The following is a 24,208-nucleotide window of genomic DNA, read 5'->3' as shown; positions in this document are numbered from 1 at the left end:
GGGGCATCAGCTAGGCCGTGAGGCCCGCCTCGGCAAGAGCGCGCGCCTTTCCTTTCACCGCACCGCAACCGCTTCTTAAGCCCCGCGTGGGATGTAAGGCGAACGTACACGGTTAAGACGGACCCGCCCCATGGCGCTGAACGATCGCCCGATCCTGATCAAGAAGGTCAAAAAGGTCGCCGCCGAAGGCCACCACGGCGGCGCGTGGAAGGTGGCCTATGCCGACTTCGTCACCGCCATGATGGCCTTCTTCCTGTTGATGTGGCTGATCAATACGACCGACCCCGAACAGAAGCGCGGCATCGCCGAATATTTCGCCCCGGCCAATGTCTCGGCCTCGACGTCCGGCTCGGGCGGCATTCTGGGCGGCACCTCGCTGGGCGATTCCGAAGGAGCCAAGGGCTCGGGCTCCAACGCCGTCATCGAACAACTGGCTCCCGAGGCGCCCGACGCGCCGCAGGAGGCGGGCCAAAGCTCCAACCTCGCCTCGGCCAGCGAGGCCGCTCTGCGCGCCGAGATCGCCCGGCGTGAGGCCGCTGACTTCGCCAGCGCCGCCGAATCCCTGCGTCAGGCCATGCAGTCCATGCCGGAACTGGCCGAGCTGTCGAAACAGCTGATCATCGACCAGACGCCGGAAGGCCTGCGTATCCAGCTGGTCGATCAGGAAGGCCGCTCGATGTTCGAGAACGGCTCGGCCCGACCCAATCCACGCGCCCAACTGCTGCTGCGCGCCGTGGCCAAGGTCATCAACCAACTGCCCAATCGTATCAGCATCACCGGCCACACCAGCGCCGTCGCCGGGTCCAGCCGCGCCAGCAGCCCCGGCGACTGGCCGCTGTCCTCGGCGCGCGCCGACGCCTCGCGTCTGGCCTTGCAGAGCGCAGGCGTGAATGCCGACCGGGTCTATTCGGTCGCGGGCAAGGCGGGGTCCGATCCGCTGTATCCCGACGACCCGTCGCTGGCGGGCAACCGCCGCATCGCCATCGTCCTGCTGCGCGAAGCGCCGGTCCTGCCGACGGACACCAGCCTCTAGGACGCGAAGAAGGCTTGCGAAAACGGTCGGTTGCGCGCCAAATCATGACATGATCCGCGCGTATCCATCCTGCCGCCCCTGTTCGGGCGCCGACGCCGTCACGGAGCGACAGCCGTGACCCAGCATTTCTTCTCGCGCCAGCTTCGCTTCTTCATGACCGCCAGCGCGCCCTGTCCCTATCTGCCAGGCCGGTTCGAGCGGAAGGTTTTCGCCAATCTGCCCTTCGCCGATGGAGCCGACGTCAACGACGCCCTGACCCACGCCGGGTTCCGCCGCAGCCAGAACATCGCCTATCGCCCCGCGTGCGAGGCCTGCGCCGCCTGCGTCTCGGTGCGGATTCCGGTGGCGGATTTCCAGCTGTCCCGCTCGCGTCGCCGCATACTGGCGCGCAACGCCGACCTGTCGCGCAGCCTGGTCGAGGCCGAGGCGACGATGGAGCAGTTCGACCTGCTGCAACGCTATCTGAACGCCCGCCACCCCGGCGGCGGGATGAGCGACATGGGCTGGCTGGACTATGTGTCGATGGTCGAGGACACGGCCGTGCGCACCCATCTGATCGAATACCGCCTGCCCAGTGAAGACGACGGCCCCGGCCGCCTGATCGGCGTCTGCCTGACCGACCTGCTGCATGACGGCCTGTCGATGGTCTACAGCTTCTTCGACCCCGACATGGAACGCCGCAGCCTTGGGCGCTTCGCCATCCTGGACCATCTGGATCAGGCCGAGACGGCCGCCCTGCCCTATGTCTACCTCGGCTACTGGGTCCAGGGCTCGCCCAAGATGGACTACAAGTCCGAGTTCCGCCCGCTGGAGGCCCTGCGCCCCTGGGGCTGGGAGCGGTTGGAGGAATAGGCGTCACGCGAACAGTGCTTTCGCCAAAACAAGAACAGGACTAGAACATCCGTCATGTTCACCGCCGCCCTGATGATGCTTCAACTGTCCGCCGCTTCGGCCGAGGTCGCGCCGGTCGAGCGCACGCTGGACGTCATGCACGCCGCCGCCTCGGTCGCGGACGGCGAGGCCTATTTCGCGACCTTCACCTCGGACGCCCGCTTCATCGGCACCGATGCGGGCGAGCGGTGGAGCCTGCCGGAGTTCCGCGCCTACGCCATGCCCTATTTCTCGCAAGGGCGCGGCTGGACCTATCGGCCGACGGCGCGGACCGTGACCATCGCCCCCATCGACTGCCGCTGCGTCGCCTGGTTCGACGAGGTGCTGGACAATGACGCCTATGGAACCACGCGCGGCTCGGGCGTGCTGCGCCTGACCGACGACGGCTGGAAGATCGAGCAGTATGTCCTCAGCTTCACCGTGCCGAACGACCGGGCGCGCGCCGTCGTCGACGCCATCAAGGCCGACTGATGGAGGTTCAGGACGACGCCTTCGTGCTGTCGGCGCGGGCGCATGGCGATACGGGGGCGGTGGTCGATCTGCTGACCGAGCGGCATGGCCGCCGCGCCGCCTATGTCGCGGGCGGGGCGTCGCGCCGGATGCGGCCCTTTCTTCAACCCGGCGCGCGGGTCGTGGCCGATCTGCGGTCGCGGACGTCGGATCAACTGGGCTCTGCGCGGTTGGAGCCGGTGGGCGAAGGCCCCGCCGCCCTGTTCGACGACCCGCTGGCCCTGACCGGCCTCAGCGCCGCCGCAGCGGTGGCGCAGGGGGCCCTGCCGGAGCGGGAGCCGCATCCCGGCGCCTTCTATGCCTTCGAGGCGCTGATGGGCGCCTTCGCCGTGCCTGACGTCTGGCCCGCCATCTTCGTGCGGTTCGAGGCCGGGTTGCTGGAGGATCTGGGGTTTGGTCTCGACCTGTCGCGCTGCGCCTCAACGGGGTCGATGGACGATCTGGTCTGGGTCAGTCCCCGCACCGGCCGCGCGGTCAGCCGCGAGGCGGGCGCGCCCTATGCCGACAAACTACTGACGCTGCCGCCTTTTATGCTGGGCGCGCAGGCAGGGCTAGGAGAAGGCGACGTTAAGGCGGGGCTGGAGCTGACGGGGCATTTCCTTGAGCAGTTCGTCTTCCACGCCTTGAACCGACCGCTGCCGCCCGCGCGGGTCTGGATGATCGATAAACTGGGTGACGCCGGGCGGCTGTAACGCCTTCGCCGGGATGAGCGGGAACGGTCAGAAGCGGGCCAGCCCCGCAATCGCCTCGCGCGTTTCCTTTTCCAGCGTCGCGACCAGTTCAGCGGCGGGCAAAGCGCGGCCCAGCGGCGCGGCTTGCCCGGCCCAGTGCGGCGCATAGCCGTTGTCGCCCTTGGCTTTTGCCGCCGCGTTCAACGCCTTGCCGAGATCGTAGGCATAGGGATAGGCGGCGATCTTCGTCTCATCGGCGCGGCGCATGAAGGCGTTCTCCACCCCGCGCGCCGGACGGCCGGAAATGGCCGCGCTGACTCGCGTGCGCCTAGTCTCTGTCCCCGACAAGGCTGCACGATAGGCGCCATCCGCCGCCGATTCCGGGCACGATGCGAAGGCTGTCCCCAACTGCGCCCCGGCGGCGCCCAGCGCCAGCGCCGCCGCGATCCCGGCGCCGTCCATGATCCCGCCTGCCGCGACGACGGGAACCGGCAGGTCGCGCGCCAGCAGGCGCGTCAGAGGCAGGGTCGCAAAGCGAGGATCATCGGCCGGATCGAAGACGCCGCGATGGCCGCCCGCCTCGACCCCTTGGGCGATCACCATGTCGAACCCGGCGGCGACAGCGGCGCGCCCTTCCTCGGGCGTGGTGGCGCTGGCGATCAGGACGCAGCCCGCCGCCTTCAGCGCCACGATCTGATCGGCGCGCGGCAGGCCGAAATGGACGCTGACCACGGCGGGCTTTTCCTCGACCAGCACCGCCAGCTTGGCGTCGTCGGTCAGGAAGCTCTGGTAGATGTCGTTGAGCCGCTCGGGCGGGGCCGCGTCGAACTCGGCGAAGATCGGGCGCAGGCTGTCGATCCAGACGGCGTCGCGCGCCGGATCGGCCGCGATCGGCGCATGGCAGAACAGATTGACGTTGAACGGCCGGTCGGTCAGCGCCTTGACTGCGCGGATGGCCTTGCGGCTCGCCTCGGCGTCTATGGCCCCCAGGGCGATGGAGCCCAGCGCCCCTGCATTCGACACGGCGGCGGCCAGTTCGGCGGTCGAAGTTCCCGCCATCGGCGCCTGAATCAGCGGAATGGACAGGCCGAGGCGGTCGGTCAGGGCGGTCTTCATCGGGACTCCTTCGCGCGTTTCTGCACAGATAGGCGCTGACAATCCCGGCGTCATGCCCCGGCTGCGCTAGACTTTCCTCGTCCGATCATTGATTCGAAGTCGTATGACCATCCACACCCCGACGCCGGACGGCGGCCGCATCGTTGAAGAGCCGATGGGCGAGGCGCTGTCGCGCCGCTATCTGGCCTACGCCCTGTCGACCATCACCAACCGGGCGCTGCCCGACGTGCGCGACGGCTTCAAGCCCGTGCACCGTCGCATCATGTACGCCATGCACCAGATGCGGCTGAACCCGCAGGCGGCCGCGCGCAAATGCGCCAAGGTCGTCGGCGAGGTCATGGGCGGCTATCACCCGCACGGCGACGCCTCCATCTATGAGGCGCTGGTCCGTCTGGCTCAGGACTTCGCCCAGCGCTATCCGCTGGTCGACGGTCAGGGGAACTTCGGCAACATCGACGGCGATAGCGCGGCGGCCATGCGCTATACCGAGTGCAAGCTGACGCCCGCCGCCGTCCTGCTGCTGGACGGCATCGATCAGGACGCGGTCGATTTCCGCCCCACCTATGACGATCAGGACGAAGAGCCGGTGGTCCTGCCGGCGGGCTTCCCCAATCTGCTGGCTAACGGCTCGTCGGGCATCGCCGTGGGCATGGCGACCTCCATCCCGCCGCACAACGTGGGCGAACTGATCGACGCCTGTCATCTGCTGCTGGAACGGCCGGACGCCACGACGGAAGATCTGGTCAGGATCGTGCCGGGGCCGGACTTCCCCACCGGCGGCGTGTCGGTCGAAAGTCAGGCCGCCATTCTGGACGCCTATGAGACGGGTCGCGGCGGCGTGCGCCTGCGCGCCAAATGGGTCGAGGAAAAGCTCGATCGCGGCGCCTATCAGATCATCATCACCGAGATGCCGTATCAGGTGCAGAAGTCGCGCCTGATCGAGGCGCTGGCCGACCTGATCGAGAACAAGAAGGCGCCCCTGCTGGGCGACGTGCGCGATGAGTCGGCGGAAGACATCCGCCTGATCCTCGAACCTAAGAACCGCACCATCGAGCCTGAAATGCTGATGGAAAGTCTGTTCAAGCTGTCCGATCTCGAGGTGCGCTTCCCCATCAACATGAACGTGCTGGACGCCACCGGCACGCCGCGCGTCATGGGGCTGAAGGAGTGCCTGCGGGCCTTCCTAGATCACCGCCGCGTGGTGCTGAACCGCCGTAGCCAGTGGCGCATCGCCCGCGTCGAGAAGCGCCTGCACCTGCTGGAAGGCCTGCGTATCGTCTTCCTGAACCTGGACGAGGTCATCCGCATCGTCCGCGAGGAAGAGCAGCCCAAGGCCGAACTGATCGCCCGCTTCAGCCTGAGCGAGCTTCAGGCCGACTTCATCCTCGACACTCGCCTGCGTCAGCTGGCCCGTCTTGAAGAGATGACGATCGAGAAGGAATTCAATGAGCTGTCGGAAGAACTTGCAGCACTGCAGGCGCTGACGTCCTCCGAGGCGAAACAGTGGAAGGCTATCGGCAAGGAGCTTGAGGCCGTCCGCAAGGCCTTGGTCTCGCCGCGCCGCACCCTGATCGGCGAGGCGGTCGACGCCTCGGCCTTCGTGGCGCCGGAAGCCTTCATCCCGCGCGAGGCGATCACCGTCATCCTGTCGGATCGCGGCTGGATTCGCGCCGCCAAGGGCAAGGTCGACGACCCCTCCGAGCTGAAGTTCAAGGAAGGCGACAAACTGGGCTTCCTGATCCCGGCCTATACGACGGACAAACTGCTGGTCGGGGCGTCGGACGGACGCATCTTCACCATCGGCGCCGACAAGCTGGCGTCGGGACGCGGCCATGGCGAGCCGTTGCGCCTGATGATCGACCTGGACGAGAAGGCCGACATCATCAACGTCGTGGCGCACGAACCGAACGCCAAGCTGCTGATTGCGTCGAAGGCCGGCTACGGCTTCGTCGCGCCCGAGAACGATTTGCTGGCCCAGAAGCGCGGCGGCAAGCAGGTGTTGAATGGTGAGATGCTGGCTATGCTGCGCATCCCCAGCCAGCCGCAGGCTGACCACGTCGCCGTCATCGGCGAGAACATCAAGACGCTGGTCTTCCCCCTCGCTGAACTGCCTGAAATGGGCCGGGGCAAGGGCGTCAAACTGCAGAACTACAAGCAGGGCGGCCTGGCCGACGTAACGGTATTCAACGCCGAAGCTGGGCCGGAATGGGCCGACGGCGGCGGACGCCGCCGCAACTGGCCTGACTGGAAGGACTGGCTGGGCAAACGCGCCGGCGCCGGTCGCCAGGGCCCCCGCGGCCTGCGTAAGTTCCGATAGGGTTCCACACGCCTCCCTGACCGTCAGGGAGGCGTGTTTCGTTTGGAGCGCACATCCGCTAACGCCTTTGTGATCACGGAGTGTTACGACCAAAGCCGTATTGGAATCAGAATGATGCGGAGCCTATCTCCGCCCCTTCCCTGCGCCCTCCCCGGCCACAGTCGTCAGGTTTGCGATGTCCCGTGTTCGTAACGCCGCCCTCAAGTCGAAGATCATGTCCGCCGAGGACGCCGCCAGCCTGATCCCGGCCAACTCAACCGTGGGCATGAGCGGCTTCACCGGCTCGGGCTATCCCAAGGTCGTGCCGATGGCGCTGGCTGAGCGGATCGAGGCCGAACACGCGGCGGGCAATCCCTTCAAGCTGAAGGTCTGGACCGGCGCCTCGACCGGGCCGGAGCTGGACGGCGCCCTGGCCAAGGCGGACGGCATCGAGTTCCGCCTGCCCTATAACTCCGACCCGATCGCCCGCGAGAAGATCAACAAGGGCGAGATGGAATACCTCGACATGCACCTGTCGCAGGTGGCGCCGGTGGCCTGGCAGGGCTTCCTGGGGCCGCTGGAGACGGCGGTGGTCGAGGTGTCGGGCATCCGTGAGGACGGGGCGCTGATCCCCTCGTCCTCCATCGGCAACAACAAGACCTGGCTGGATCGCGCCGATCAGATCATCCTTGAGGTCAACAGCTGGCAGAATGCGGCGCTGGAGGGGATGCACGACATCTATTACGGCACGGCCCTGCCGCCCGCGCGCGTGCCGATCCCCCTGACCAGGCCGACCGACCTGATCGGCGAGACGGTCTTCCGCGTTGATCCGTCGAAGATCGCCGCCATCGTCGAGACCGACAGCCCCGACCGCAATCTGCCCTTCGCCGCGCCCGACGCCAGCGCCACGGCCATCGCCGGCCACCTGATCGAGTTCCTGCAGCATGAAGTGAAGCTGGGCCGCCTGCCCGCCCATCTGCTGCCGCTGCAATCGGGCGTGGGCAACGTCGCCAACGCCGTGCTGGCGGGGCTGGCCGACAGTCCGTTCGAGAACCTGACCGCCTATACGGAAGTGCTTCAGGACGGGATGCTGGACCTGCTGGACTCAGGCAAGCTGACGGTCGCCTCGGCCACCGCCTTCTCGCTCAGCCCCGAGGCGGCGGCTGACCTGAACAGCCGGATGGAGCAGTTCCGCGGCAAGATCATCCTGCGCCCGCAGGAGATTTCGAACCACCCGGAGATCATCCGCCGTCTGGGCTGCATCGCCATGAACGGCCTGATCGAGGCCGACATCTACGGCAACGTCAACTCGACCCACGTCATGGGCTCGCGCATCCAGAACGGCATCGGCGGCTCGGGCGACTTTGCACGCAACGCCTACATCTCCTGCTTCGTCACGCCGTCGACGGCCAAGGGCGGCAAGATCTCGGCCATCGTGCCCATGGCCAGCCACGTCGACCACATCACCCAGGACGTGCAGGTCATCGTCACGGAACAGGGGCTGGCCGATCTGCGCGGCTTGTCGCCCAAGCAGCGCGCGCGGGTCATCATCGCCAACTGCGCCCACCCCGACTATCGCGACGCGCTGAAGGACTATTACGATCGCGCGCTGGAAGGGTCATACGGCCTGCAGTCGCCGCACCTGCTGACCGAGGCGCTGTCGTGGCACCAGCGCTACATCGAAACGGGGTCGATGAAGGCCTGATCCTCCCGTCTCAGGCATAACGGCGGGCCACGGCGACGCTGGCCACTGTCAGGGCCGCCGCCGCGACCATGGTCCACGGCACGGCCTCGTGCAGCACCAGCCCCGCCAGCGCCAGGGCGAAGAAGGGCTGGAGCAGTTGCAGCTGCCCCACGCTGGCGATGCCGCCCATCGCCAGCCCGCGGTACCAGAAAATGAAGCCGATCAGCATCGAGAAGACCGAGACATAGGCCAGCCCGGTCCACGCCGGGACGCCGACCGCGCTCCAGTCGGCGGGCAGGTCCAGCATCATCACCACCAGCATGATCGGCGCCGACAGCACCAGCGCCCAGCAGATGACCTGCCACCCGCCCAGACGCCGCGCCAGTATGCCGCCCTCGGCGTAACCCAGACCGCAGATGACAACGGAGGCCAGCATCAGCAGGTCGCTGGTCCACGATCCGTCGCCGTGGTTGCTGAAGGCGAAGGCGATCACCGTGGCGCTGCCCAGACCCGAGAACAGCCAGAACAGCGGGCGCGGCCGTTCCGCCCCCCTCAACACGCCGAAGATGGCCGTGGACAGCGGCAACAGGCCGATGAAGACGATCGACCGGGCCGAGGTCATGTGCTGCAGGGCCACGGCCGTTATCAGGGGAAAACCGACCACCACCCCGACCGCGATCACCGCCAGCGACCTCAGATCGCGCCGATCCGGTCGCGCCTGCCGCGTGGCCAGCAGCACCAGTCCCGCCAGCGCCGCCGCGATGACCGCCCGCGCGCCCGTCAGGAAAAGCGGCGACAGATCCGCCACCGCCACCCGCGTGGCGGGCAACGAGCCGCTGAAGATCACCACCCCCAAAAGCCCGCAGATCAGGCCGTCGATGCGTTTCTGTTTCGCCGTGTCCATTCCGTCTTCCTCTTCGCCGCCTGATTGGACGTGCGGCGCTGGCGAAGGCAGCCACAGATCGATACACTTCTGACAAACTGTATGGGTTATGGAGCCGGCACGGTTGCCCCGCAGCACACGCACCACAGAGGTCATGGACGCCATCCGCGCACGGATCGCAGGGCGCAGCCTGGCGCCCGGCGACCGCCTGCCGTCGATCCGGCGCTTCGCCGCGACGATGACGGTGTCTCCCTCGACCGTGGTCGAAGCCTATGACCGGCTGGCGGCCGAGGGTCTGATCCGCGCGCGGCCGGGGTCAGGCTTCTATGTTTCAGGGTCCGCCCTGCCCCCGCTGAGTTTCGCCGTCGATCCGGGCCTGCATGACCGCGCCGTCGATCCCTTCTGGGTGTCGCGCCAGTCGCTGGAGGCGCCGCCCGACGCGCTCAAGCCCGGCTGCGGCTGGCTGCCCGCCGACTGGATGCCGACCGAAGCCCTGCGCAAGGCCATTCGCGCCGTGGCGCGAGCGGACGACGCCCTGCTGACCGATTATGGCGAGTTGCACGGGTCCAAGACTCTGCGCCGCATCCTGCTGGGGCGGCTGGCGACCGAGGGGCTGGAGCTGTCCCAGGATCAGGTGCTGCTGGCCGGATCGGGCACCCATGCGGTCGATCTGACGTGCCGCTATCTGCTGCGGCCCGGCGATACGGTGGTGGTGGATGATCCCTGCTACTTCAACTTCCGCGCCCTGTTGCGCGTGCATCAGGTCAAGGTCGTCAGCGTCCCCTATACGCCCAGCGGCCCCGACGTCGAACGATTCGAGGCGGTGCTGAAGGAGGCGTCGCCGCGCCTTTATCTGACCAACGCCGGACTACAGAATCCCACCGGCGCGGGCATGGCGCCGCAGACGGCTCATCGCCTGCTGAATCTGGCCGCCGCCCACGACCTGACCATCATCGAGGACGATCTGTTCGCCGATCTGGAGCCGGAACCCTCCACCCGGCTGGCGGCGCTGGACGGGTTGAACCGGGTCATCCGGATCGGCAGCTTTTCCAAGACGCTGTCGGCCTCATTGCGCTGCGGCTACATCGCGGCCAGCGCCGACAGGATCGCCGATCTGGCCGATCTTCAGGTGGCGACGGGCTTTGTCGGCGCCAACGCCGTGGCGGCTGAGGTGGTCGCCCATGTCCTGACCGGCGGCGGCTATCGCAAGCATCTGGACGAACTGCATCGCCGCCTGACGCGCAAGCGGCGCGAGGCAGCCGCCCGCCTGAAGTCCATCGGTATCGAGCCGTGGATCGAGCCGCGCGGCGGCTTCAACCTGTGGTGCCGTCTGCCTGGCGAGGCGGATTCCGCCGCACTGGCCCGCGCCGCCCTGAAGGAGAACATCGTCCTGGCCCCCGGCGACGTGTTCAGCCCGTCCCAGACCGCCAGCCGCTATATGCGGGTCAATGTGACCCACTGCGACGACCCGCGTCTGATGACCTTCCTGAAGTGGGCCCTTTAAGGCTCCAGCACCGTCGGGAACGGGCGGCCCAGCGCCTCGGCCATCGCCTGCTGATTGATCAGCAGCACCTGATCGCGCAGGTGATAGTTGTTCGACAGCACCACCACCGTCACGTCCTGATCGGGCTGATAGGACACAAGGTTGCGGAACCCGGCCCAGCTGCCGGTGTGATAGACCTGACGGTCGCTGAAGCGCGGCGACACGCGCTCGCCCAGAGCGCTGACATAGATGCCATAGCCGAAGGCGCGGTGCGGACGTCCGGGCTTCTCCCTTTCAGGGTCCGGCGGGGCGTGGTCGGCGGTGAAGTCGGAATAGGCGGCGTCGCTGAGCACCTGTCCCCGGTTCAGGGCGCGGTTCCAGGCCAGCATGTCGTCCATCGTCGAATAGAGGGCGCCCGCCCCCGCCACGACGCTGACATTGGCGATCTTCTGCGGCGTCAGCCCCTGCGGAAACAGACCATAGCCCATGGCCACGCCCTGCGCGTCGTCGTTCACGTCAGAGCCGGTGTCCTTCATGCCCAGCGGCCTGAGCAGAGCCTGCTCCAGATAATCCTCAAACGCCATGCCGCTGGCCTTGGCCACGATCACGGCGGCCAGATTGAAGGCGGCGTTGTTGTAGCGGACCTTGGTCCCCGGCTCGAACTGCAGGCCATAGCGGGCCGAGGTCTCGGTCAGTTCCTGCGGCGTGCGATGGGTGACGCGGATGCGGCCCCACTCGGCCTGCGCCATCAGGTCGGGAATGCCCGAGGTGTGCGACAGCAGGTGATGGATGCGCAGCGGCCGCCACGCCTCCGGGCACGGCTCGATCCACTGACAGACGGGATCGTTCACCGACAGCTTGCCCTCGTCCTGAAGCTTCAGGATGGCGACGGCGGTGAACTGTTTGGACACCGAGGCCAGACGGAAACGGGTGTCCAGCGCAAAGGGCGTATTCTGTTCGTAGTTCGCTTTGCCGTAGACCTGTCGGAACAGGACCTGATCGCCTTTCGACACCAGCACGGCGCCGGTGAACTGTCCCGTCGCCGCCATCGCCTCCAGCCGCGCCTTCAGCTGCGGCAGGTCCTCGACCACCTCGATCGGAGGGCGTTTGGCCAGTTTGGGCTTGGCCGACCGGGCGACCGTGGCGGCCTGGCTTTCGGGCGCGACCGCGTTCAGAAACCACGCCCCCGCCCCGGCTGAAATCAGGCCGAGCGCAACGACAGAGCCCAGAACCCAGGGCCTTCCGCCAACAGTCTTGGGGACAATGAACACGAGACTAGACGTCGAACTCCAGACCGAACTGGGCGTACAATGCCTTTGAGTCCTGCCATTTGGGATCGACCTTGACGGTCAAAAACAGGTGAACAGGCCGATCCAGGATCTCGATCAGCTCTTCACGCGCCTTCTGGCCGATCCATTTCAGAGTCTGGCCGCCCTTGCCCAGCACGATGGGGCGCTGGCTTTCACGCTCGACATAGATGGTCTGTTCGATGCGGGCCGAGCCGTCGGCGCGGTCTTCAAAGCTGGTCGTCTCGACCGCCGCCGAATAGGGCAGTTCCTCGTGGACGCGCAGATAGACCTTCTCGCGCGTGATCTCGGCGGCCAGCACGCGTAGCGGCACGTCCGCAGACTGGTCTTCAGGATACAGCCACGGGCCCTGTGGCATGGCCATGGCCAGCCGGGTCAGCAGATCGTCCACGCCGTCGCCGCTGAGCGCCGAGATCATGAAGACCTCGGAATAGACGCCCGTCTCGAACAGGCGCTGCGACAGGGCCAGCAGCGTATCGCGGCGCATTCCGTCGATCTTGTTCAGCGCCAGAATGACCTTGGTGTCCGTCGCCTGAAGATTGGCGATGATGGTCTCGGTGTCTTCAGCCGAGCGGCGGTCCGCCGGCGTGCCTTCGCGGCCTTCGGCGTCGATGTGCGACTGGGCGTCGATCAGGTGGACGACCACATCGGCGTCCTGCGCCCCGCCCCAGGCCGAGGCGACCATGGCGCGATCCAGACGGCGGCGCGGCGTAAAGATGCCGGGCGTGTCCACCAGCACGATCTGGGCGTCGCCCTTGATGGCGATGCCGCGCACGGGAAAGCGCGTGGTCTGAACCTTCTGGGTGACGATCGAGACCTTGGAGCCCGTCAACCGGTTCACCAGCGTCGACTTGCCCGCATTGGGCGCGCCGATGATGGCGGCGAAGCCCGCGTGCTGGTTGCTGATCTCGGTGGTTTCGGGAGTTTCGGTCAAATCACGCCTTCACGTTTCAAAAGAGCGATGGCGGCGGCCTTTTCCGCCTCCTGTCGCGAACGCCCTTGTGCTCGGGCGGGTTCATATCCGGTCACCGTCGTCTCGACCGTAAAGGTCGGCGCGTGGTCCGAGCCGGTGCGCTGGACCACGTCATAGGTGGGCAGCGGACGGCCCTGGCCTTGCGCCCATTCCTGCAGGGCGGACTTGGGATTGGTGATGGCGGGCGCCGGGGGCGCCGCCAGTTCCTCGGCCCAGGCGCGCTCGAACACGCCCTGAGCCGCGATCAGGCCGCCGTCGCGATAGACGGCCGCCAGGATCGCCTCAACAGCATCGGCGATGACTCCGGCCTTTCTGCGGCCGCCGGTCTTGGTCTCGCCCGGCGACAGACGCAGGGCGTCGCCCACGCCCAGCGCCTCGCCCACGCGGGCGCAGGCGCTCTTGTCCACCAGGGCGTGCAGGCGGGCCGAAAGCTGCCCCTCATCCGCCGCCGGAAAGTCCCGCACCAGACGGTCCGCGACCAGCAGGCCCAGCACCCGATCGCCCAGAAACTCCAGCCGCTCGTTGTCGGGCGGAACCTGCGACCCCGCGCCCTCGCCCACACTGGAGTGGGTCAGGGCGTGTTCCAGCAGGGAGGCGTCCTTGAAATCATGCCCGAGGCGGCGACGCAGAGCCGCCACAGCCTCGGCGCGCACGTTCGTGCGTCCGCCCGCCATCAGTGAAGGATCTTGAAGAACCGGCTGAACCGCACATTGGCGAACCAGCTGACCGGGTTGAACAGAGAGGCGCCCGGCGTCCACGAGAACATAATGATCTCAGCCTTGCCGACCAGGTTCTCGGCCGGGACCATGCCCACGCCCGCCGACATCTCGACACGGCTGTCGATCGAGTTGTCGCGGTTGTCGCCCATCATGAAGTAGTGGCCCGACGGCACTTCATACAGCGGCGTATCGTCCAGTTCGCCGCCCGGACCGAAGTCCTGCGTCATGAAGGTGCGACCGCCCGGCAGTGTCTCGCGCAGTTGCGTCACCGAACGGGCGCCGAACATGTCGGCCATCTGGGCGCGGCTGACCTCGACGTCCTGAACCGGCGCGCCGTTGATATAGAGCTTGTTGGCGATCATCTGCACCTTGTCGCCCGGCAAGCCGATCACGCGCTTGATGTAGTCGGTCTTGTTGTCGCGCGGCAGCTTGAACACCACGATGTCGCCGCGCTCAGGCCCCTTGCCCAGAATGCGGCCCTTGAACACCGGCGGGCTGAACGGGATCGAGTGGCGCGAATAGCCGTACGACCACTTCGACACGACGATGTAGTCGCCCTCATACAGGTTCGGCTCCATCGAGGCCGACGGAATGGTGAAGGGCTGGAACAACAGCACACGCAGCACCAGCGCGATCAGCAGGGCGAAAACGACGGTCTTGATGATCTCGACCGTTTCGTTGCTCGCGGACTTTTCTGTCTTCACTCGTTTGGCTTTCCTGTAGCGCCGCGGCGCATGGATCGGCTTTTCGCTGTCGAGCGCATCCGGATCGTCCCCCATGTCGAAGGGCGCGTCGCCGTCGTCGCTCCAGATCGGTCGGCTGCCCGCCGGATCAAGGGCGGATGCGCCTGAACCGCCGTTCAACTTTGGGTCGTCGTTCATTATCTGCTCGAATCCCCCGCCGCACGCAGGGTCAGAAGGTCGAGGCGTAATCGCTGAACCCGCCGCGGGCAAGACTCCGCATGATGAAGGAACCGCAACCTCTAGGGAGCAAACCCTAGTCGAGGATCTTGAAGAACCGGCTGAAGCGCACGTTGGCGAACCAGCTGACCGGGTTGAACAGAGAAGCGCCCGGCGTCCACGAGAACATGATGATCTCGGCCTTGCCGACCAGATTCTCGGCCGGGACCATGCCCACGCCCGCCGACATCTCGACACGGCTGTCGATCGAGTTGTCGCGGTTGTCGCCCATCATGAAGTAGTGGCCCGACGGCACTTCATACAGCGGCGTATCGTCCAGTTCGCCGCCCGGACCGAAGTCCTGCGTCATGAAGGTGCGACCGCCCGGCAGTGTCTCGCGCAGTTGCGTCACCGAACGGGCGCCGAACATGTCGGCCATCTGGGCGCGGCTGACCTCGACGTCCTGAACCGGCGCGCCGTTGATATAGAGCTTGTTGGCGATCATCTGCACCTTGTCGCCCGGCAAGCCGATCACGCGCTTGATGTAGTCGGTCTTGTTGTCGCGCGGCAGCTTGAACACCACGATGTCGCCGCGCTCAGGCCCCTTGCCCAGAATGCGGCCCTTGAACACCGGCGGGCTGAACGGGATCGAGTGGCGCGAATAGCCGTACGACCACTTCGACACGACGATATAGTCGCCCTCGTACAGGCTCGGCTCCATCGAGGCCGACGGGATGGTGAAGGGCTGGAACAGCAGCACACGCAGCACCAACGCGATCAGCAGAAAGATCGACACGACACGAAACGTGTCGATCCATTCGGCTAACGCCGTCTGCGATTTGCTCATTGTCGGCCCCGATAAAAAAACCAGCGATCTCTATCTAGCCGACACCAGGCAACTAAGCCAACGGCAGAGCTTCGATCACCACGAAGGCCAGGGCGTAGGGGTGTTCGTCGCTGAGGGTCAGGTGAATGCGCGCCTCATGACCCGGCGGGGTCAGGCGGGCCAGATGCTCAGCCGCGTGGCCGGTCAGGGCCAGGGTCGGCTGGCCGGACGGCAGGTTCACCACCCCCATGTCGCGCCAGTAGACGTCAGACCGCATCCCCGTGCCCAGCGCCTTGGCGCAGGCCTCCTTGGCCGCAAACCGCTTGGCGTAGCTCCACGCCGGATCGGCCTTGCGGTCCGAACGGGTGCGCTCCAGTTCGGTGAAGACACGTTGTTTGAAGCGGTCGCCGAAACGGTCCAGCGAGGCCTGTATCCGGCGGATATCCGACAGGTCGGCGCCGACGCCGATAATCACGATGAAGCCTCGTCCATCGCCGCGCGCATCCGGCGGATGGCGGCGTCCAGGCCGACGAAGACCGCCTCGCCGATCAGGAAGTGGCCGATATTCAGCTCGACGATCTCGCGGATGGCCAGCACATCGCCCGCCGTGGCGAAGTCGAGGCCGTGGCCTGCGTGGACCTCCAGCCCCAGAATGTCGGCCTGGGCGGCGGCGGCGGCCAGACGGTCGAACTCGACCGCGCGCTCGGCCGGGTCGGTCAGATGGCAATAGCGGCCGGTATGGAACTCGACCACCTGGGCGCCGACGACGGCGGCGGCCTCGACCTGATCCTCGGACGGTTCGATGAACAGGCTGACGCGGATTCCGGCGTCCGACAGGGCCTTCACCACCGGGGCGATGCGGGCTTCGTGGCCGGCGACGGCCAGACCGCCCTCGGTCGTCACCTCCTCACGGCGTTCGGGCACCAGACAGGCGGCGTGCGGCCGGTGGCGCAGGGCGATGGCCAGCATCTCCTCCGTCACCGCCATCTCGAGGTTCAGCGGCTTGTCCGCGCGGCGGCACAGGGCCGTCAGCACGTCGATGTCGGCGTCGGTGATATGACGACGGTCCTCGCGCAGGTGGGCGGTGATGCCGTCGGCCCCGGCCGCCAGCGCCGCCTCGGCCGCACGGGCCGGATCGGGATGAGCGCCGCCGCGTGCGTTACGAACCGTGGCGACGTGGTCGATATTGACGCCCAGACGAACCCGCTGACGCTTCATCCCGTTCTCTCTTCTCTACTTGGACCGTCTCTTTTACTTGGAAAGGCGGCGGCTGCCCGGATCCTCGACCGGCAGGGCGGCCAGTTCCGGCGGCAGGGCGTCGGCCGGATAGGCCGGCACTTCCATCGAGGCCAGCGCGATCAGGGGCACGCCCACATCGACCTTGCCGCCCGAACGGTCGACGATGCAGGCGGCGGCGACGACTTGGCCGCCCGCCTTCTGGATCGCGGCGATGCACTCGCGCGAGGACAGGCCCGTCGTGACGATATCCTCGACCATGACGATCTTCTCGCCCGGCTCGACCGAGAAACCGCGACGCAGTTTGAACTCGCCGCCCTCGCGCTCGACATACATGGAGCGGACGTTCAGGTGCTTGGCCGTCTCATAGCCGGGGATGATGCCGCCGACGGCAGGCGAGATCGCCGCGTCGACCGGGCCGACCGCAGCCCTGATCTTATCCGCCAGCGCCTTGCACAGGCGCGCGCAGCGGGCGCTGTCCATGAAGACCAGGTTCTTCTGCAGGAAGACCGGGCTGTGCAGGCCGGACGAGAGGACGAAATGGCCTTCGCGCAGGGCGCCGGCGTCGCGGAATTCGTTGAGGACGTCTTCAGTGTTCATGAAGGGCGTCCTTAGACCCTGCAGCCGCCGCCCTCAACCCGCGCCCTATCGGATCTCGCTGTTGGGCTTCAGACCGCCTTCCAGCAGCTTGGCCCACACCGTCTCGGCGTCATCGGCGAAGGCGAACAGATCCATGTCCGACGCCTTGACCATGCCATGCTCGATCAGGGTGTCGAAGTTGATGACCGAGCGCCAGTAGGCCTCGTCGAACAGGACGATGGGGATCGGCGGCGCCTTGTCCGTCTGGCGCAGGGTCAGGATCTCGAACAGTTCATCCAGCGTGCCGAAGCCGCCCGGGAAGACGACCAGCGCATTGGCCCGCATCGCCAGGTGCATCTTGCGCATGGCGAAGTAGTGGAACTGGAACGTCAGTTCCGGCGTCGACCACGGGTTCGGCACCTGTTCGTGCGGCAGGGTGACGTTGAAGCCGATGGACGGCGCCCCGGCCTCGTGCGCGCCCTGATTGGCGGCCTGCATGATGCCCGGACCGCCGCCGGTGGCGATGACGTTGTCGCGCACCTCGCCCGGTTCGCCGCGCAGGGCGCCGCCGCGCTCAGAGGCGATGCGGCCGAACTGGCGGGCCTGATCGTACCAATAGGCGTGGCGACCGTCGCCGTTGACGCCGACGCGGGCGCTGCCGAACACGACGACGGTGGAGCGGACGCCCCACGCCTTCAGCGCCTGCTCGGCCTTTTCGTACTCCATCAGGAAGCGCACGCCGCGCATCGGCTCGCCCAGCAGGAAGTCCTGATCCAGCGCAGCCAGACGATAGGAGGGCGAGGCCAGCTGGGCCTCATTGGCGAGTCTTTGTTGTTCGGGAGACATTTCGACCTTTGAGATAAAACGGATGGCGTCAGCGTCGGCTCAGCCGCGCGCGCGATCGACCGTATCGACGTAAGGATTGGCCCTCAGCGCCGCAATGATCATGGTGGCGTGGCGCGCGTCCTCGACCTCGACGTCCAGATCGACGTCGTAGAAGTCATGCTGCCGGTGGGACATCGACAGGTTCAGGATGTTGCCGCCCGCCTCGCCGATAATGGAGGCGAACTGCCCCAGCACGCCGCGCGCATTGATCAGGGTGGCGTGAAGCTTGACCGAGCCGACGGCGCTGCGCTCGGCCTGCGGCGTCCATTGCAGGTCCTGCCAGACCGAGTCGTCATCGGCGAAATCGGCCAGCGTCTGGCAGTCGATGGTGTGGACGGTCAGCCCCTTGTCCGGCTCAAGAATGCCGACGATGCGGTCGCCCGGCACCGGCGAGCAACACCGGCCGAAGTGGATGCTGACGCCAGGCGTCAGGCCGCCGCCGCGCACGAACAGACGCGGAGATTCCTCGCCGATGCGCTTGCGCTCAGGCCCCGCCTTCAGCTGCCCCTTCAGCGCCGGGAACAGGGTTTCGGCCACGCGGGTCGCGCTCAGACGGCCGCGACCGATGGCGTCGAACATGTCCTCTTCGGACGGCATGGCGAAGGTCTTCAGAACCTCCGTCAGCTTGACGTCGGCCAGCGACTTGCTCCCCCGCTCCAGCGTCTGCTCCAGCGTCGTCTTGCCCAGACGCACGAACTCTTCGCGCTCTGACGTGCGGATGTGACGACGGATGGCGGATCGGGCGCGGCCCGTGACCGTCAGGCTGCGCCAGTCGGTCGGAATCTCGCGCTTGGTCCCGCGGATGATCTCGACCACGTCGCCGTTCTGAAGTGCGGTGCGCATGGGTTTCAGCTCGCCGTTGATCTTGACCCCCACGGCGGTGTCGCCGACCTCGGTGTGGACGGCATAGGCGAAGTCCAGCGGCATCCCGCCGCGCGGCAGGGTGATCAGCGTCCCCTTGGGCGTGAAGACGAAGACCTGGTCCAGGTACATTTCAAGCTTGGCGTGCTCGACCCAGTCCTCGCCCCCCTCTCCGTGCTCGATCACCTGAACCAGATGGCGCAGGTTCAGCAGGGGGTCGCGGCCGCCGTCAGCCTCCATCGCCTCCCGGTCGAAACCGTAGGACTGGTTCTTGTAGCGCCAGTGCGCCGCCACCCCGTCCTCGGCCACCCGGTCCATCGCCTCGGTGCGGATCTGCATCTCGATGCGCAAGCCGCCCGGCCCGACGACCGTCGTATGCAACGAGCGATAGTTGTTCGACTTGGGCGTCGAGATGAAATCCTTGAACCGCTCGGGCACCATCGGCCAGGCGCGGTGGATGACGCCGAGCGCGCGGTAACAGTCGTCCTCGCTCTCGACGATGACGCGGAAGCCATAGATGTCCGACAGGGACGAAAAGCCGACCGTCTTGCGCTGCAGCTTGCGCCAGATGGAATAGGGCGTCTTCTCGCGGCCCTTGACCCGCGCGGTCAGGCCCGCCTCGGCCAGCACCCGCTCGATCTCGGGCGAGACGGCCTCGATGGCGCTGCCGTTTTCCAGCTTCAGGGCTTCCAGACGGCGCTGGATGGCGACGCGCGCCGTGGCGTTCAGATGCTCGAACGCCAGTTCTTCCAGCTCGGCGGCGATGGAGTGGATGCCGATCGATCGGCCCAGCGGGGCGTAGACTTCCAGCGTTTCGCGGCTGATGCGCTCGCGCTTCTCCGGCTTCACGAAGTGAAGGGTGCGCATATTGTGCAGACGGTCGGCCAGCTTGACCAACAGCACCCGCACGTCGCGCGAAATCGCCAGAATGAATTTGCGCAGATTCTCGGCCTGGCGCGTATGCTCGGCCTGAAGCTCCAGCCGGGACAGCTTGGTCACGCCCTCGACCAGAACGGCGATCTCTTCGCCGAACATCTCGGCGATGTCCTCGCGGGTGGCGGAAGTGTCCTCGACAACGTCATGCAGCAGGGCGGTGACGATGGTCGCCGTATCCAGCCGGTAATCGGTCAGAATGCCCGCGACCTGGATCGGATGGGCGAAATAGGGATCGCCCGAGGCCCGCAACTGCGAGCCGTGCATCTTCATCGCATAGACATAGGCGCGGTTCAGCAGCGCCTCATCGGCGGTCGGGTCATAGGCCTTGACCGCCTCGATCAGTTCGAACTGGCGCATGATCGGTGCGCGCTTGGTATCAGACAATGCAGGGCCTTCAGACGACTTCGGCGCCGCCTCGGGAAGAGACGACGCCGATGTGTTGTCCTGCAGATTCGCGGCGGGGTCCATCGGCGTGTCCGTCTGGGGTCGCGCCGCCCGCCTTGCTACCGAAGTGACCAGGTCGGTCGTCAGTAGCGTTCCTCCTGGCCCCCGTCGCGGTCGCTTTGCAGCGCGCGGATCAGTTCAGCCTCGGCCATGTTCATGTGCTGCGGCTCAGCCAGCAGGGCCACGACTTCGGCTTCATCCTCAGCCTCGGTGCGCTCGTCGACCCGTTGCAGGGTGGTGATGATGTTCTCGCGCAGCTCTTCCGGCACGACGGTTTCGTCGGCCAGTTCACGCAAGGCCACGACCGGGTTCTTGTCGTTGTCGCGGTCCAGCGTCAGCGGGGCGCCGTTGGCGATATTGCGGGCGCGGTGGCCGGCCAGCAGAACCAGACCAAAGCGGTTCGGCACCTTTTCGATGCAGTCTTCGACAGTGACGCGGGCCATGAAATTCCTCAGGCGGCAGGGAGAACCGCTCAAAATACAGGGTGGGAGCCGATTGTGCAACGCCGCGGAGGCGGCATTGAGGCGTATCGGCGTCAGTTGCGCCTCCCCTCGCGCGTTCACACGCCCTGCGTCAACCCCTCAACAGGGGATGGGCGTCGCGCGCCACGCTCGCCGAGGCCGCCAGATCGCGCGCGCGCAGACCGCTGACCGGATGAATCCAGTCCGGCGCGATCTCGGCCAGCGGCCCCATGACAAACAGCCTGTCGGCGGCGCGCGGGTGCGGCAGGATCAGCCCGTCCAGATCGCCGCTCAGCCGTCCATAGGCGGTCAGGTCCAGATCCAGCGTGCGCGGCGCATTGCGCGCCGTGCGGACCCGCCCGAACAGATCCTCGATCCGGCCCAGCGTCCGCATCAGTGTCGGCGCATCCTGATCGGTGCTGATGATCGCGACCCCGTTCAGGAAGGGCGGATCGGTCGGATCGGGCCAGGCCAGCGACGACCACCACGACGAACGGGCCAGCACATCCAGCCCCTCGGCGCGGAAACGGGCCAGCGCCGCCTCCAGCGCTTCGCAGGAAGATGACCAGGCGCCCTTGTCATTACAGCCCAGTGCGACGATGACTGCGGCGTCCAGATCGAGGCCGTCCGGGGATTCTCCGGCGGCATCGGTCGGGGCTTTCATTTTCTCGACCATATCGACGGGCTCATATTCCTTCATGACCGACCATCCTGACGACCGCATCGCCCTGTTCATCGACGGGGCCAATCTTTATTCGGCGGCCCGCGCCCTGAACTGCGATCTCGACTTCAAGAAGCTGTCCACTTGGTTTGTGGGCGAAGGCCGGTTGATCCGCGCCTATTATTACACGGCCATCGTCGAGGGCGAAGAATTCTCGCCCGTGCGGCCGCTGGTCGACTGGCTCGACTACAACGGCTTCACCGTAGTGACCAAGCCGGTCAAGCGCTTCACCGACGCCCAGGGCCACAGCCGCACCAAGGGCAATATGGACATGGAGATCGCCGTCGACATGATGGAGTTGGCGCCGCGCCTGGATCAGGCGGTGCTGTTCTCTGGCGATGGCGACTTCCGCCGCGTGGTGCAGGCGCTTCAGGCCAAGGGCGTGCGCGTGACCGTCGTCTCGACCGTCAAGAGCCAGCCGCCCCAGATTTCCGACGACCTGCGCCGTCAGGCCGACGCCTTCATCGATCTGGCCGACGTCATGAACCATGTGGGCAAGCCCAAGACCTCGATGAATCAGGGTCTGAACCGCACGCTGGACCGGACCGACCGCGCGTGAAGCTCCAAGTGGGCGCGGGACTGAACCCCGAACCGGCGCGCGACTGTCCCCTGTGCCCGCGTCTGGTTGAGTACAGGGCCGAGAACGCGCGCCAGAACCCGGACTGGTGGAACGGACCCGCGCCCTCGTTCGGCGACCCGGAAGCGCGCCTTCTGATCGCAGGACTGGCGCCGGGCCGTACCGGCGCCAACCGCACGGGCCGCCCCTTCACCGGGGACCATGCGGGCTGGCTGCTGTACGACACGCTGAAGAAGACCGGCTTCGCCAAGGGAAATTACGACCCCGACGGTCATGACGACCTGACGCTGGTCGACTGCATGATCACCAACGCCGTGCGCTGCGCCCCGCCGCAGAACAAGCCGACCGCAACAGAAGAGAACACCTGTCGGCCCTTTCTGGTCGACCGGCTGACCGCCCTGCCCCGGCTGAAGGTGATTGTGACGCTGGGCGACGTGTCGCGTCGCAGCATCCTGCGGACGCTGGGCTATCCTGGTTCAGCCATTCCGGCAGGGCATGGGGTCGAAGGCAAGGTCGGCGCCTATACGCTGATCAACAGCTACCACTGCTCACGGCTGAACACGAACACGGGCCGCCTGACGGCTGAAATGTTCGAGGACATCTTCAGGCGCGCAAAAGCAGCGCTGGACGCCTAACGCCCTTTCCTCCCCATTTTATGGGGAGGAAATCAGCTACCGGCCACCTCTCCAGCGACCATCAGTGGGGCGGAAGGTTCCCGGAAATAGCGGTCGATACCCTCGGCGACCGAGCGCATCAGGCGGCGGCGCGCGCGCTCGTCGTTCAGGATGCGCTCGTCCTCGGGATTGGTGATGAAGCCCATCTCCAGCAGCACGGCCGGCACATCAGGCGCCAGCAGCACCGCCAGACCCGCATCACGGTGACTGCGGCGTAGCAGGGGATGGTTGTCGCCCTCGATATGGGTCAGCAGCACCCGTGCGAACTGGGCCGAGCGGTTCTGGGTGGCGCGCTGGGTCATGTCCAGCAGGATGCGGTCGACCGAAGGATCGCGGCCCGGCAGGCGCAGGTCGCGCTGCCAGTCTTCGCCCTTGGTGAACTCACGCACCGCGCGCCCGGCGCCCTGTTCGGACAGGGTGTAGACGCTGGCGCCGCGCAGAGCCGGGTCCGTGCCGGCATCGGCGTGCAGGGAGATGAACAGATCCGCCCCGGCGTCGCGCGCCACCTGAACCCGGCGGCCGTGGGCCACATAGACGTCGCCGTCGCGCGTCAGGCGCACGCGATAGCGGCCTGTGCGCTCCAGCGCCGCCTTCAGTTCGCGGGCGGCGGCCAGTGTGACAGCCTTTTCCTGAACGTGCTGGCCCTGGGCGCCCGGGTCGCGACCGCCGTGACCGGCGTCGATGACGATCAGCGGCTTTTCGGCGCGCACCTGCTCGCGGCGCGGCGCAGCGACCGGAACCGCAGCAGCGGCGCCCGTCGCCTTCAGATCAATGACATAGCGATAATAATCCACCCCGTCTCCGGGCGGCAGCAGGAAGCGACGCTCGATCTCGGCGCCGCGCGCCAGATCCAGCCGCACGCGCGATGCGCCGGACGCCGCGCTGACCTCATAGCCGCGCACGAGGCCCGAACCGGAACCCTCCAGCCCGCGCGCCGGGGACACGCCCGCCAGCGACAGGATCACCCGCCCGGCCGAACCGTCCTCGACCACCTGACCGCGCGTCGAGCGGCCCAGATCCAGCACGACCCTCGTCCGCTGGCTGTCGCCGCCGAAGCGCAGGCGCACGATCTCGCCGTCGGGTCCGAAGGCCAATCCGCGCGTCGATGTCAGCACGACAAGGCAGATGACCACGAGCGCAAGCGCCGTCATGGCCCACTCGCGCACGCCCCACCGGCTCAGATTGTCACGCCACCGACCCAACATCAGAGGGAATTCGCCCTACAGTTTACGATCACAGGATGCGCCCATGGTTTAAGGATTTCGTTAAGACCTCTCGCCACGGCGGTTCTTTTATTTTCCGCAACATCTGCCTATTATCGGTTCCGCATGCGAACGATCGCGCCGCCCGTCATTTGCTCGGGCTCAGGCGCGCCCTCCTCGCGGCGCTGAACTTTTCACCAATTCCGAGGATCGCGCGGCCTGGCCGTCGATCCGGAGATACGGGTTCAGGATGCAGCCTTGATCGGCGCGTCCGGGCCCAGGACCGACAACCTTATGGGCCGACCCGCCTGCGCTCCTGAACGGCAAGACCATGCCGCTCT

At 66.7% G+C, this 24,208-nt stretch carries 24 protein-coding genes; 9 read left to right on the top strand and 15 right to left on the bottom strand.

All coding sequences use genetic code 11. The features are described from left to right. Nucleotides 1–130: 130 nt before the first annotated feature. The 4 genes from ACORJG_RS05015 to recO all read left to right on the top strand — a co-directional run bounded on the left by ACORJG_RS05015 (nucleotide 131) and on the right by recO (nucleotide 3,126). Entirely contained in the window at nucleotides 131–1,033 is a 903-nt protein-coding gene (locus tag ACORJG_RS05015; protein ID WP_427792109.1) for a flagellar motor protein MotB, read from the top strand. 114 nt (nucleotides 1,034–1,147) lie between these two features. After that, entirely contained in the window at nucleotides 1,148–1,885 is a 738-nt protein-coding gene (locus ACORJG_RS05010) for an arginyltransferase (protein WP_427792107.1), read from the top strand. 54 nt (nucleotides 1,886–1,939) lie between these two features. After that, nucleotides 1,940–2,395 carry a nuclear transport factor 2 family protein gene (locus ACORJG_RS05005; RefSeq protein ID WP_427792105.1) on the top strand — a complete coding sequence of 152 codons (456 nt, stop codon included), beginning with the start codon at nucleotides 1,940–1,942 and terminating at the stop codon, nucleotides 2,393–2,395. Then, a complete protein-coding gene (recO, locus tag ACORJG_RS05000; protein ID WP_427792104.1) occupies nucleotides 2,395–3,126 on the top strand; it encodes a DNA repair protein RecO in 732 nt (243 codons plus the stop codon). The genes ACORJG_RS05005 and recO overlap by 1 nt, the downstream gene beginning before the upstream one ends. Before the next feature lie 27 nt (nucleotides 3,127–3,153). Here the strand turns inward: recO and ACORJG_RS04995 are convergent, their stop codons facing one another. Further along, nucleotides 3,154–4,221, bottom strand: a complete 1,068-nt coding sequence (locus ACORJG_RS04995) for an NAD(P)H-dependent flavin oxidoreductase (RefSeq protein WP_427792103.1) — start codon at nucleotides 4,219–4,221, stop codon at nucleotides 3,154–3,156. A gap of 103 nt (nucleotides 4,222–4,324) precedes the next feature. Between ACORJG_RS04995 and parC the strand changes: the two genes are divergently transcribed. After that, a complete protein-coding gene (parC, locus tag ACORJG_RS04990) occupies nucleotides 4,325–6,538 on the top strand; it encodes a DNA topoisomerase IV subunit A (RefSeq protein ID WP_427792101.1) in 2,214 nt (737 codons plus the stop codon). A 175-nt stretch (nucleotides 6,539–6,713) separates the two neighbouring features. After that, nucleotides 6,714–8,222 carry an acetyl-CoA hydrolase/transferase family protein gene (locus ACORJG_RS04985; RefSeq protein ID WP_427792099.1) on the top strand — a complete coding sequence of 503 codons (1,509 nt, stop codon included), beginning with the start codon at nucleotides 6,714–6,716 and terminating at the stop codon, nucleotides 8,220–8,222. A gap of 10 nt (nucleotides 8,223–8,232) precedes the next feature. Here the strand turns inward: ACORJG_RS04985 and ACORJG_RS04980 are convergent, their stop codons facing one another. After that, complete coding sequence (locus ACORJG_RS04980; protein WP_427792098.1) at nucleotides 8,233–9,105, bottom strand: DMT family transporter; 873 nt, start codon at nucleotides 9,103–9,105, stop codon at nucleotides 8,233–8,235. Nucleotides 9,106–9,208: 103 nt separating this feature from the next. Here ACORJG_RS04980 and ACORJG_RS04975 point away from each other — a divergent pair, with 103 nt between their 5' ends. Continuing rightward, nucleotides 9,209–10,588, top strand: a complete 1,380-nt coding sequence (locus tag ACORJG_RS04975) for a PLP-dependent aminotransferase family protein (protein WP_427792096.1) — start codon at nucleotides 9,209–9,211, stop codon at nucleotides 10,586–10,588. Here the strand turns inward: ACORJG_RS04975 and ACORJG_RS04970 are convergent. From ACORJG_RS04970 to folK, 12 genes are all read right to left on the bottom strand, one after another. Continuing rightward, a complete protein-coding gene (locus ACORJG_RS04970; RefSeq protein ID WP_427792095.1) occupies nucleotides 10,585–11,838 on the bottom strand; it encodes a serine hydrolase domain-containing protein in 1,254 nt (417 codons plus the stop codon). The genes ACORJG_RS04975 and ACORJG_RS04970 overlap by 4 nt on opposite strands. Before the next feature lie 4 nt (nucleotides 11,839–11,842). Next, nucleotides 11,843–12,808, bottom strand: coding sequence for a GTPase Era (gene era / locus ACORJG_RS04965; protein ID WP_303697367.1), 966 nt, complete (start codon nucleotides 12,806–12,808; stop codon nucleotides 11,843–11,845). After that, a complete protein-coding gene (rnc, locus tag ACORJG_RS04960) occupies nucleotides 12,805–13,521 on the bottom strand; it encodes a ribonuclease III (protein WP_427792094.1) in 717 nt (238 codons plus the stop codon). The genes era and rnc overlap by 4 nt, the downstream gene beginning before the upstream one ends. Next, nucleotides 13,521–14,447 carry a signal peptidase I gene (gene lepB, locus ACORJG_RS04955; RefSeq protein ID WP_427792093.1) on the bottom strand — a complete coding sequence of 309 codons (927 nt, stop codon included), beginning with the start codon at nucleotides 14,445–14,447 and terminating at the stop codon, nucleotides 13,521–13,523. The genes rnc and lepB (ACORJG_RS04955) overlap by 1 nt, the downstream gene beginning before the upstream one ends. A gap of 115 nt (nucleotides 14,448–14,562) precedes the next feature. Then, nucleotides 14,563–15,312 carry a signal peptidase I gene (gene lepB / locus ACORJG_RS04950; protein ID WP_427792092.1) on the bottom strand — a complete coding sequence of 250 codons (750 nt, stop codon included), beginning with the start codon at nucleotides 15,310–15,312 and terminating at the stop codon, nucleotides 14,563–14,565. 52 nt (nucleotides 15,313–15,364) lie between these two features. Next, a complete protein-coding gene (acpS, locus tag ACORJG_RS04945) occupies nucleotides 15,365–15,766 on the bottom strand; it encodes a holo-ACP synthase (RefSeq protein ID WP_427792090.1) in 402 nt (133 codons plus the stop codon). Beyond that, a complete protein-coding gene (locus ACORJG_RS04940) occupies nucleotides 15,763–16,509 on the bottom strand; it encodes a pyridoxine 5'-phosphate synthase (RefSeq protein WP_427792089.1) in 747 nt (248 codons plus the stop codon). Before ACORJG_RS04940 ends, acpS begins: the two co-directional genes overlap by 4 nt. Nucleotides 16,510–16,542: 33 nt before the next feature. After that, nucleotides 16,543–17,127, bottom strand: a complete 585-nt coding sequence (pyrE, locus tag ACORJG_RS04935; RefSeq protein WP_427792087.1) for an orotate phosphoribosyltransferase — start codon at nucleotides 17,125–17,127, stop codon at nucleotides 16,543–16,545. A gap of 45 nt (nucleotides 17,128–17,172) precedes the next feature. Further along, nucleotides 17,173–17,952 carry a TIGR00730 family Rossman fold protein gene (locus ACORJG_RS04930; protein ID WP_427792085.1) on the bottom strand — a complete coding sequence of 260 codons (780 nt, stop codon included), beginning with the start codon at nucleotides 17,950–17,952 and terminating at the stop codon, nucleotides 17,173–17,175. Between the two features lie 39 nt (nucleotides 17,953–17,991). Then, nucleotides 17,992–20,256: a RelA/SpoT family protein gene (locus tag ACORJG_RS04925; protein WP_427792083.1), complete on the bottom strand. Its 2,265-nt coding sequence runs from the start codon at nucleotides 20,254–20,256 to the stop codon at nucleotides 17,992–17,994. Nucleotides 20,257–20,315: 59 nt separating this feature from the next. Beyond that, complete coding sequence (gene rpoZ, locus ACORJG_RS04920) at nucleotides 20,316–20,675, bottom strand: DNA-directed RNA polymerase subunit omega (RefSeq protein WP_427792081.1); 360 nt, start codon at nucleotides 20,673–20,675, stop codon at nucleotides 20,316–20,318. A gap of 130 nt (nucleotides 20,676–20,805) precedes the next feature. Then, entirely contained in the window at nucleotides 20,806–21,393 is a 588-nt protein-coding gene (gene folK, locus ACORJG_RS04915; RefSeq protein ID WP_427792079.1) for a 2-amino-4-hydroxy-6-hydroxymethyldihydropteridine diphosphokinase, read from the bottom strand. Here folK and ACORJG_RS04910 point away from each other — a divergent pair. Both ACORJG_RS04910 and ACORJG_RS04905 read left to right on the top strand, forming a co-directional pair. Continuing rightward, nucleotides 21,392–21,973 (top strand): NYN domain-containing protein, encoded by a 582-nt coding sequence (locus tag ACORJG_RS04910; RefSeq protein WP_346532626.1) that lies wholly within the window; start codon nucleotides 21,392–21,394, stop codon nucleotides 21,971–21,973. The two genes, folK and ACORJG_RS04910, sit on opposite strands and share 2 nt — an antisense overlap. After that, a complete protein-coding gene (locus tag ACORJG_RS04905) occupies nucleotides 21,970–22,626 on the top strand; it encodes a uracil-DNA glycosylase (protein ID WP_427792077.1) in 657 nt (218 codons plus the stop codon). The genes ACORJG_RS04910 and ACORJG_RS04905 overlap by 4 nt, the downstream gene beginning before the upstream one ends. A 32-nt stretch (nucleotides 22,627–22,658) precedes the next feature. Here ACORJG_RS04905 and ACORJG_RS04900 read toward each other — a convergent pair whose 3' ends face one another. Further along, on the bottom strand, nucleotides 22,659–23,870 hold the full coding sequence (locus ACORJG_RS04900; protein ID WP_427792075.1) for an N-acetylmuramoyl-L-alanine amidase family protein: 1,212 nt from the start codon (nucleotides 23,868–23,870) through the stop codon (nucleotides 22,659–22,661). Nucleotides 23,871–24,208: the final 338 nt, after the last annotated feature.

This window comes from Brevundimonas diminuta, from assembly GCF_050310045.1.
In the GTDB taxonomy this organism is placed as follows: Bacteria; Pseudomonadota; Alphaproteobacteria; order Caulobacterales; family Caulobacteraceae; genus Brevundimonas; species Brevundimonas diminuta_F.
This window is presented reverse-complemented; position numbering and strand designations above follow the sequence as displayed.

What these genes read in the sequence shown, in the direction of transcription:
- ACORJG_RS05015 (WP_427792109.1), top strand. Translation starts at nt 131, where the DNA reads ATGGCGCTGAACGATCGCCCGATCCTGATCAAGAAGGTCAAAAAGGTC.
- ACORJG_RS05005 (WP_427792105.1), top strand. Translation starts at nt 1,940, where the DNA reads ATGTTCACCGCCGCCCTGATGATGCTTCAACTGTCCGCCGCTTCGGCC.
- recO (WP_427792104.1), top strand. Translation starts at nt 2,395, where the DNA reads ATGGAGGTTCAGGACGACGCCTTCGTGCTGTCGGCGCGGGCGCATGGC.
- ACORJG_RS04995 (WP_427792103.1), bottom strand. Translation starts at nt 4,221, where the DNA reads ATGAAGACCGCCCTGACCGACCGCCTCGGCCTGTCCATTCCGCTGATT.
- parC (WP_427792101.1), top strand. Translation starts at nt 4,325, where the DNA reads ATGACCATCCACACCCCGACGCCGGACGGCGGCCGCATCGTTGAAGAG.
- ACORJG_RS04985 (WP_427792099.1), top strand. Translation starts at nt 6,714, where the DNA reads ATGTCCCGTGTTCGTAACGCCGCCCTCAAGTCGAAGATCATGTCCGCC.
- ACORJG_RS04980 (WP_427792098.1), bottom strand. Translation starts at nt 9,105, where the DNA reads ATGGACACGGCGAAACAGAAACGCATCGACGGCCTGATCTGCGGGCTT.
- rnc (WP_427792094.1), bottom strand. Translation starts at nt 13,521, where the DNA reads ATGGCGGGCGGACGCACGAACGTGCGCGCCGAGGCTGTGGCGGCTCTG.
- lepB (WP_427792093.1), bottom strand. Translation starts at nt 14,447, where the DNA reads ATGAACGACGACCCAAAGTTGAACGGCGGTTCAGGCGCATCCGCCCTT.
- lepB (WP_427792092.1), bottom strand. Translation starts at nt 15,312, where the DNA reads ATGAGCAAATCGCAGACGGCGTTAGCCGAATGGATCGACACGTTTCGT.
- ACORJG_RS04940 (WP_427792089.1), bottom strand. Translation starts at nt 16,509, where the DNA reads ATGAAGCGTCAGCGGGTTCGTCTGGGCGTCAATATCGACCACGTCGCC.
- pyrE (WP_427792087.1), bottom strand. Translation starts at nt 17,127, where the DNA reads ATGAACACTGAAGACGTCCTCAACGAATTCCGCGACGCCGGCGCCCTG.
- ACORJG_RS04930 (WP_427792085.1), bottom strand. Translation starts at nt 17,952, where the DNA reads ATGTCTCCCGAACAACAAAGACTCGCCAATGAGGCCCAGCTGGCCTCG.
- ACORJG_RS04925 (WP_427792083.1), bottom strand. Translation starts at nt 20,256, where the DNA reads ATGGACCCCGCCGCGAATCTGCAGGACAACACATCGGCGTCGTCTCTT.
- rpoZ (WP_427792081.1), bottom strand. Translation starts at nt 20,675, where the DNA reads ATGGCCCGCGTCACTGTCGAAGACTGCATCGAAAAGGTGCCGAACCGC.
- ACORJG_RS04910 (WP_346532626.1), top strand. Translation starts at nt 21,392, where the DNA reads ATGACCGACCATCCTGACGACCGCATCGCCCTGTTCATCGACGGGGCC.
- folK (WP_427792079.1), bottom strand. Translation starts at nt 21,393, where the DNA reads ATGAAGGAATATGAGCCCGTCGATATGGTCGAGAAAATGAAAGCCCCG.
- ACORJG_RS04900 (WP_427792075.1), bottom strand. Translation starts at nt 23,870, where the DNA reads ATGTTGGGTCGGTGGCGTGACAATCTGAGCCGGTGGGGCGTGCGCGAG.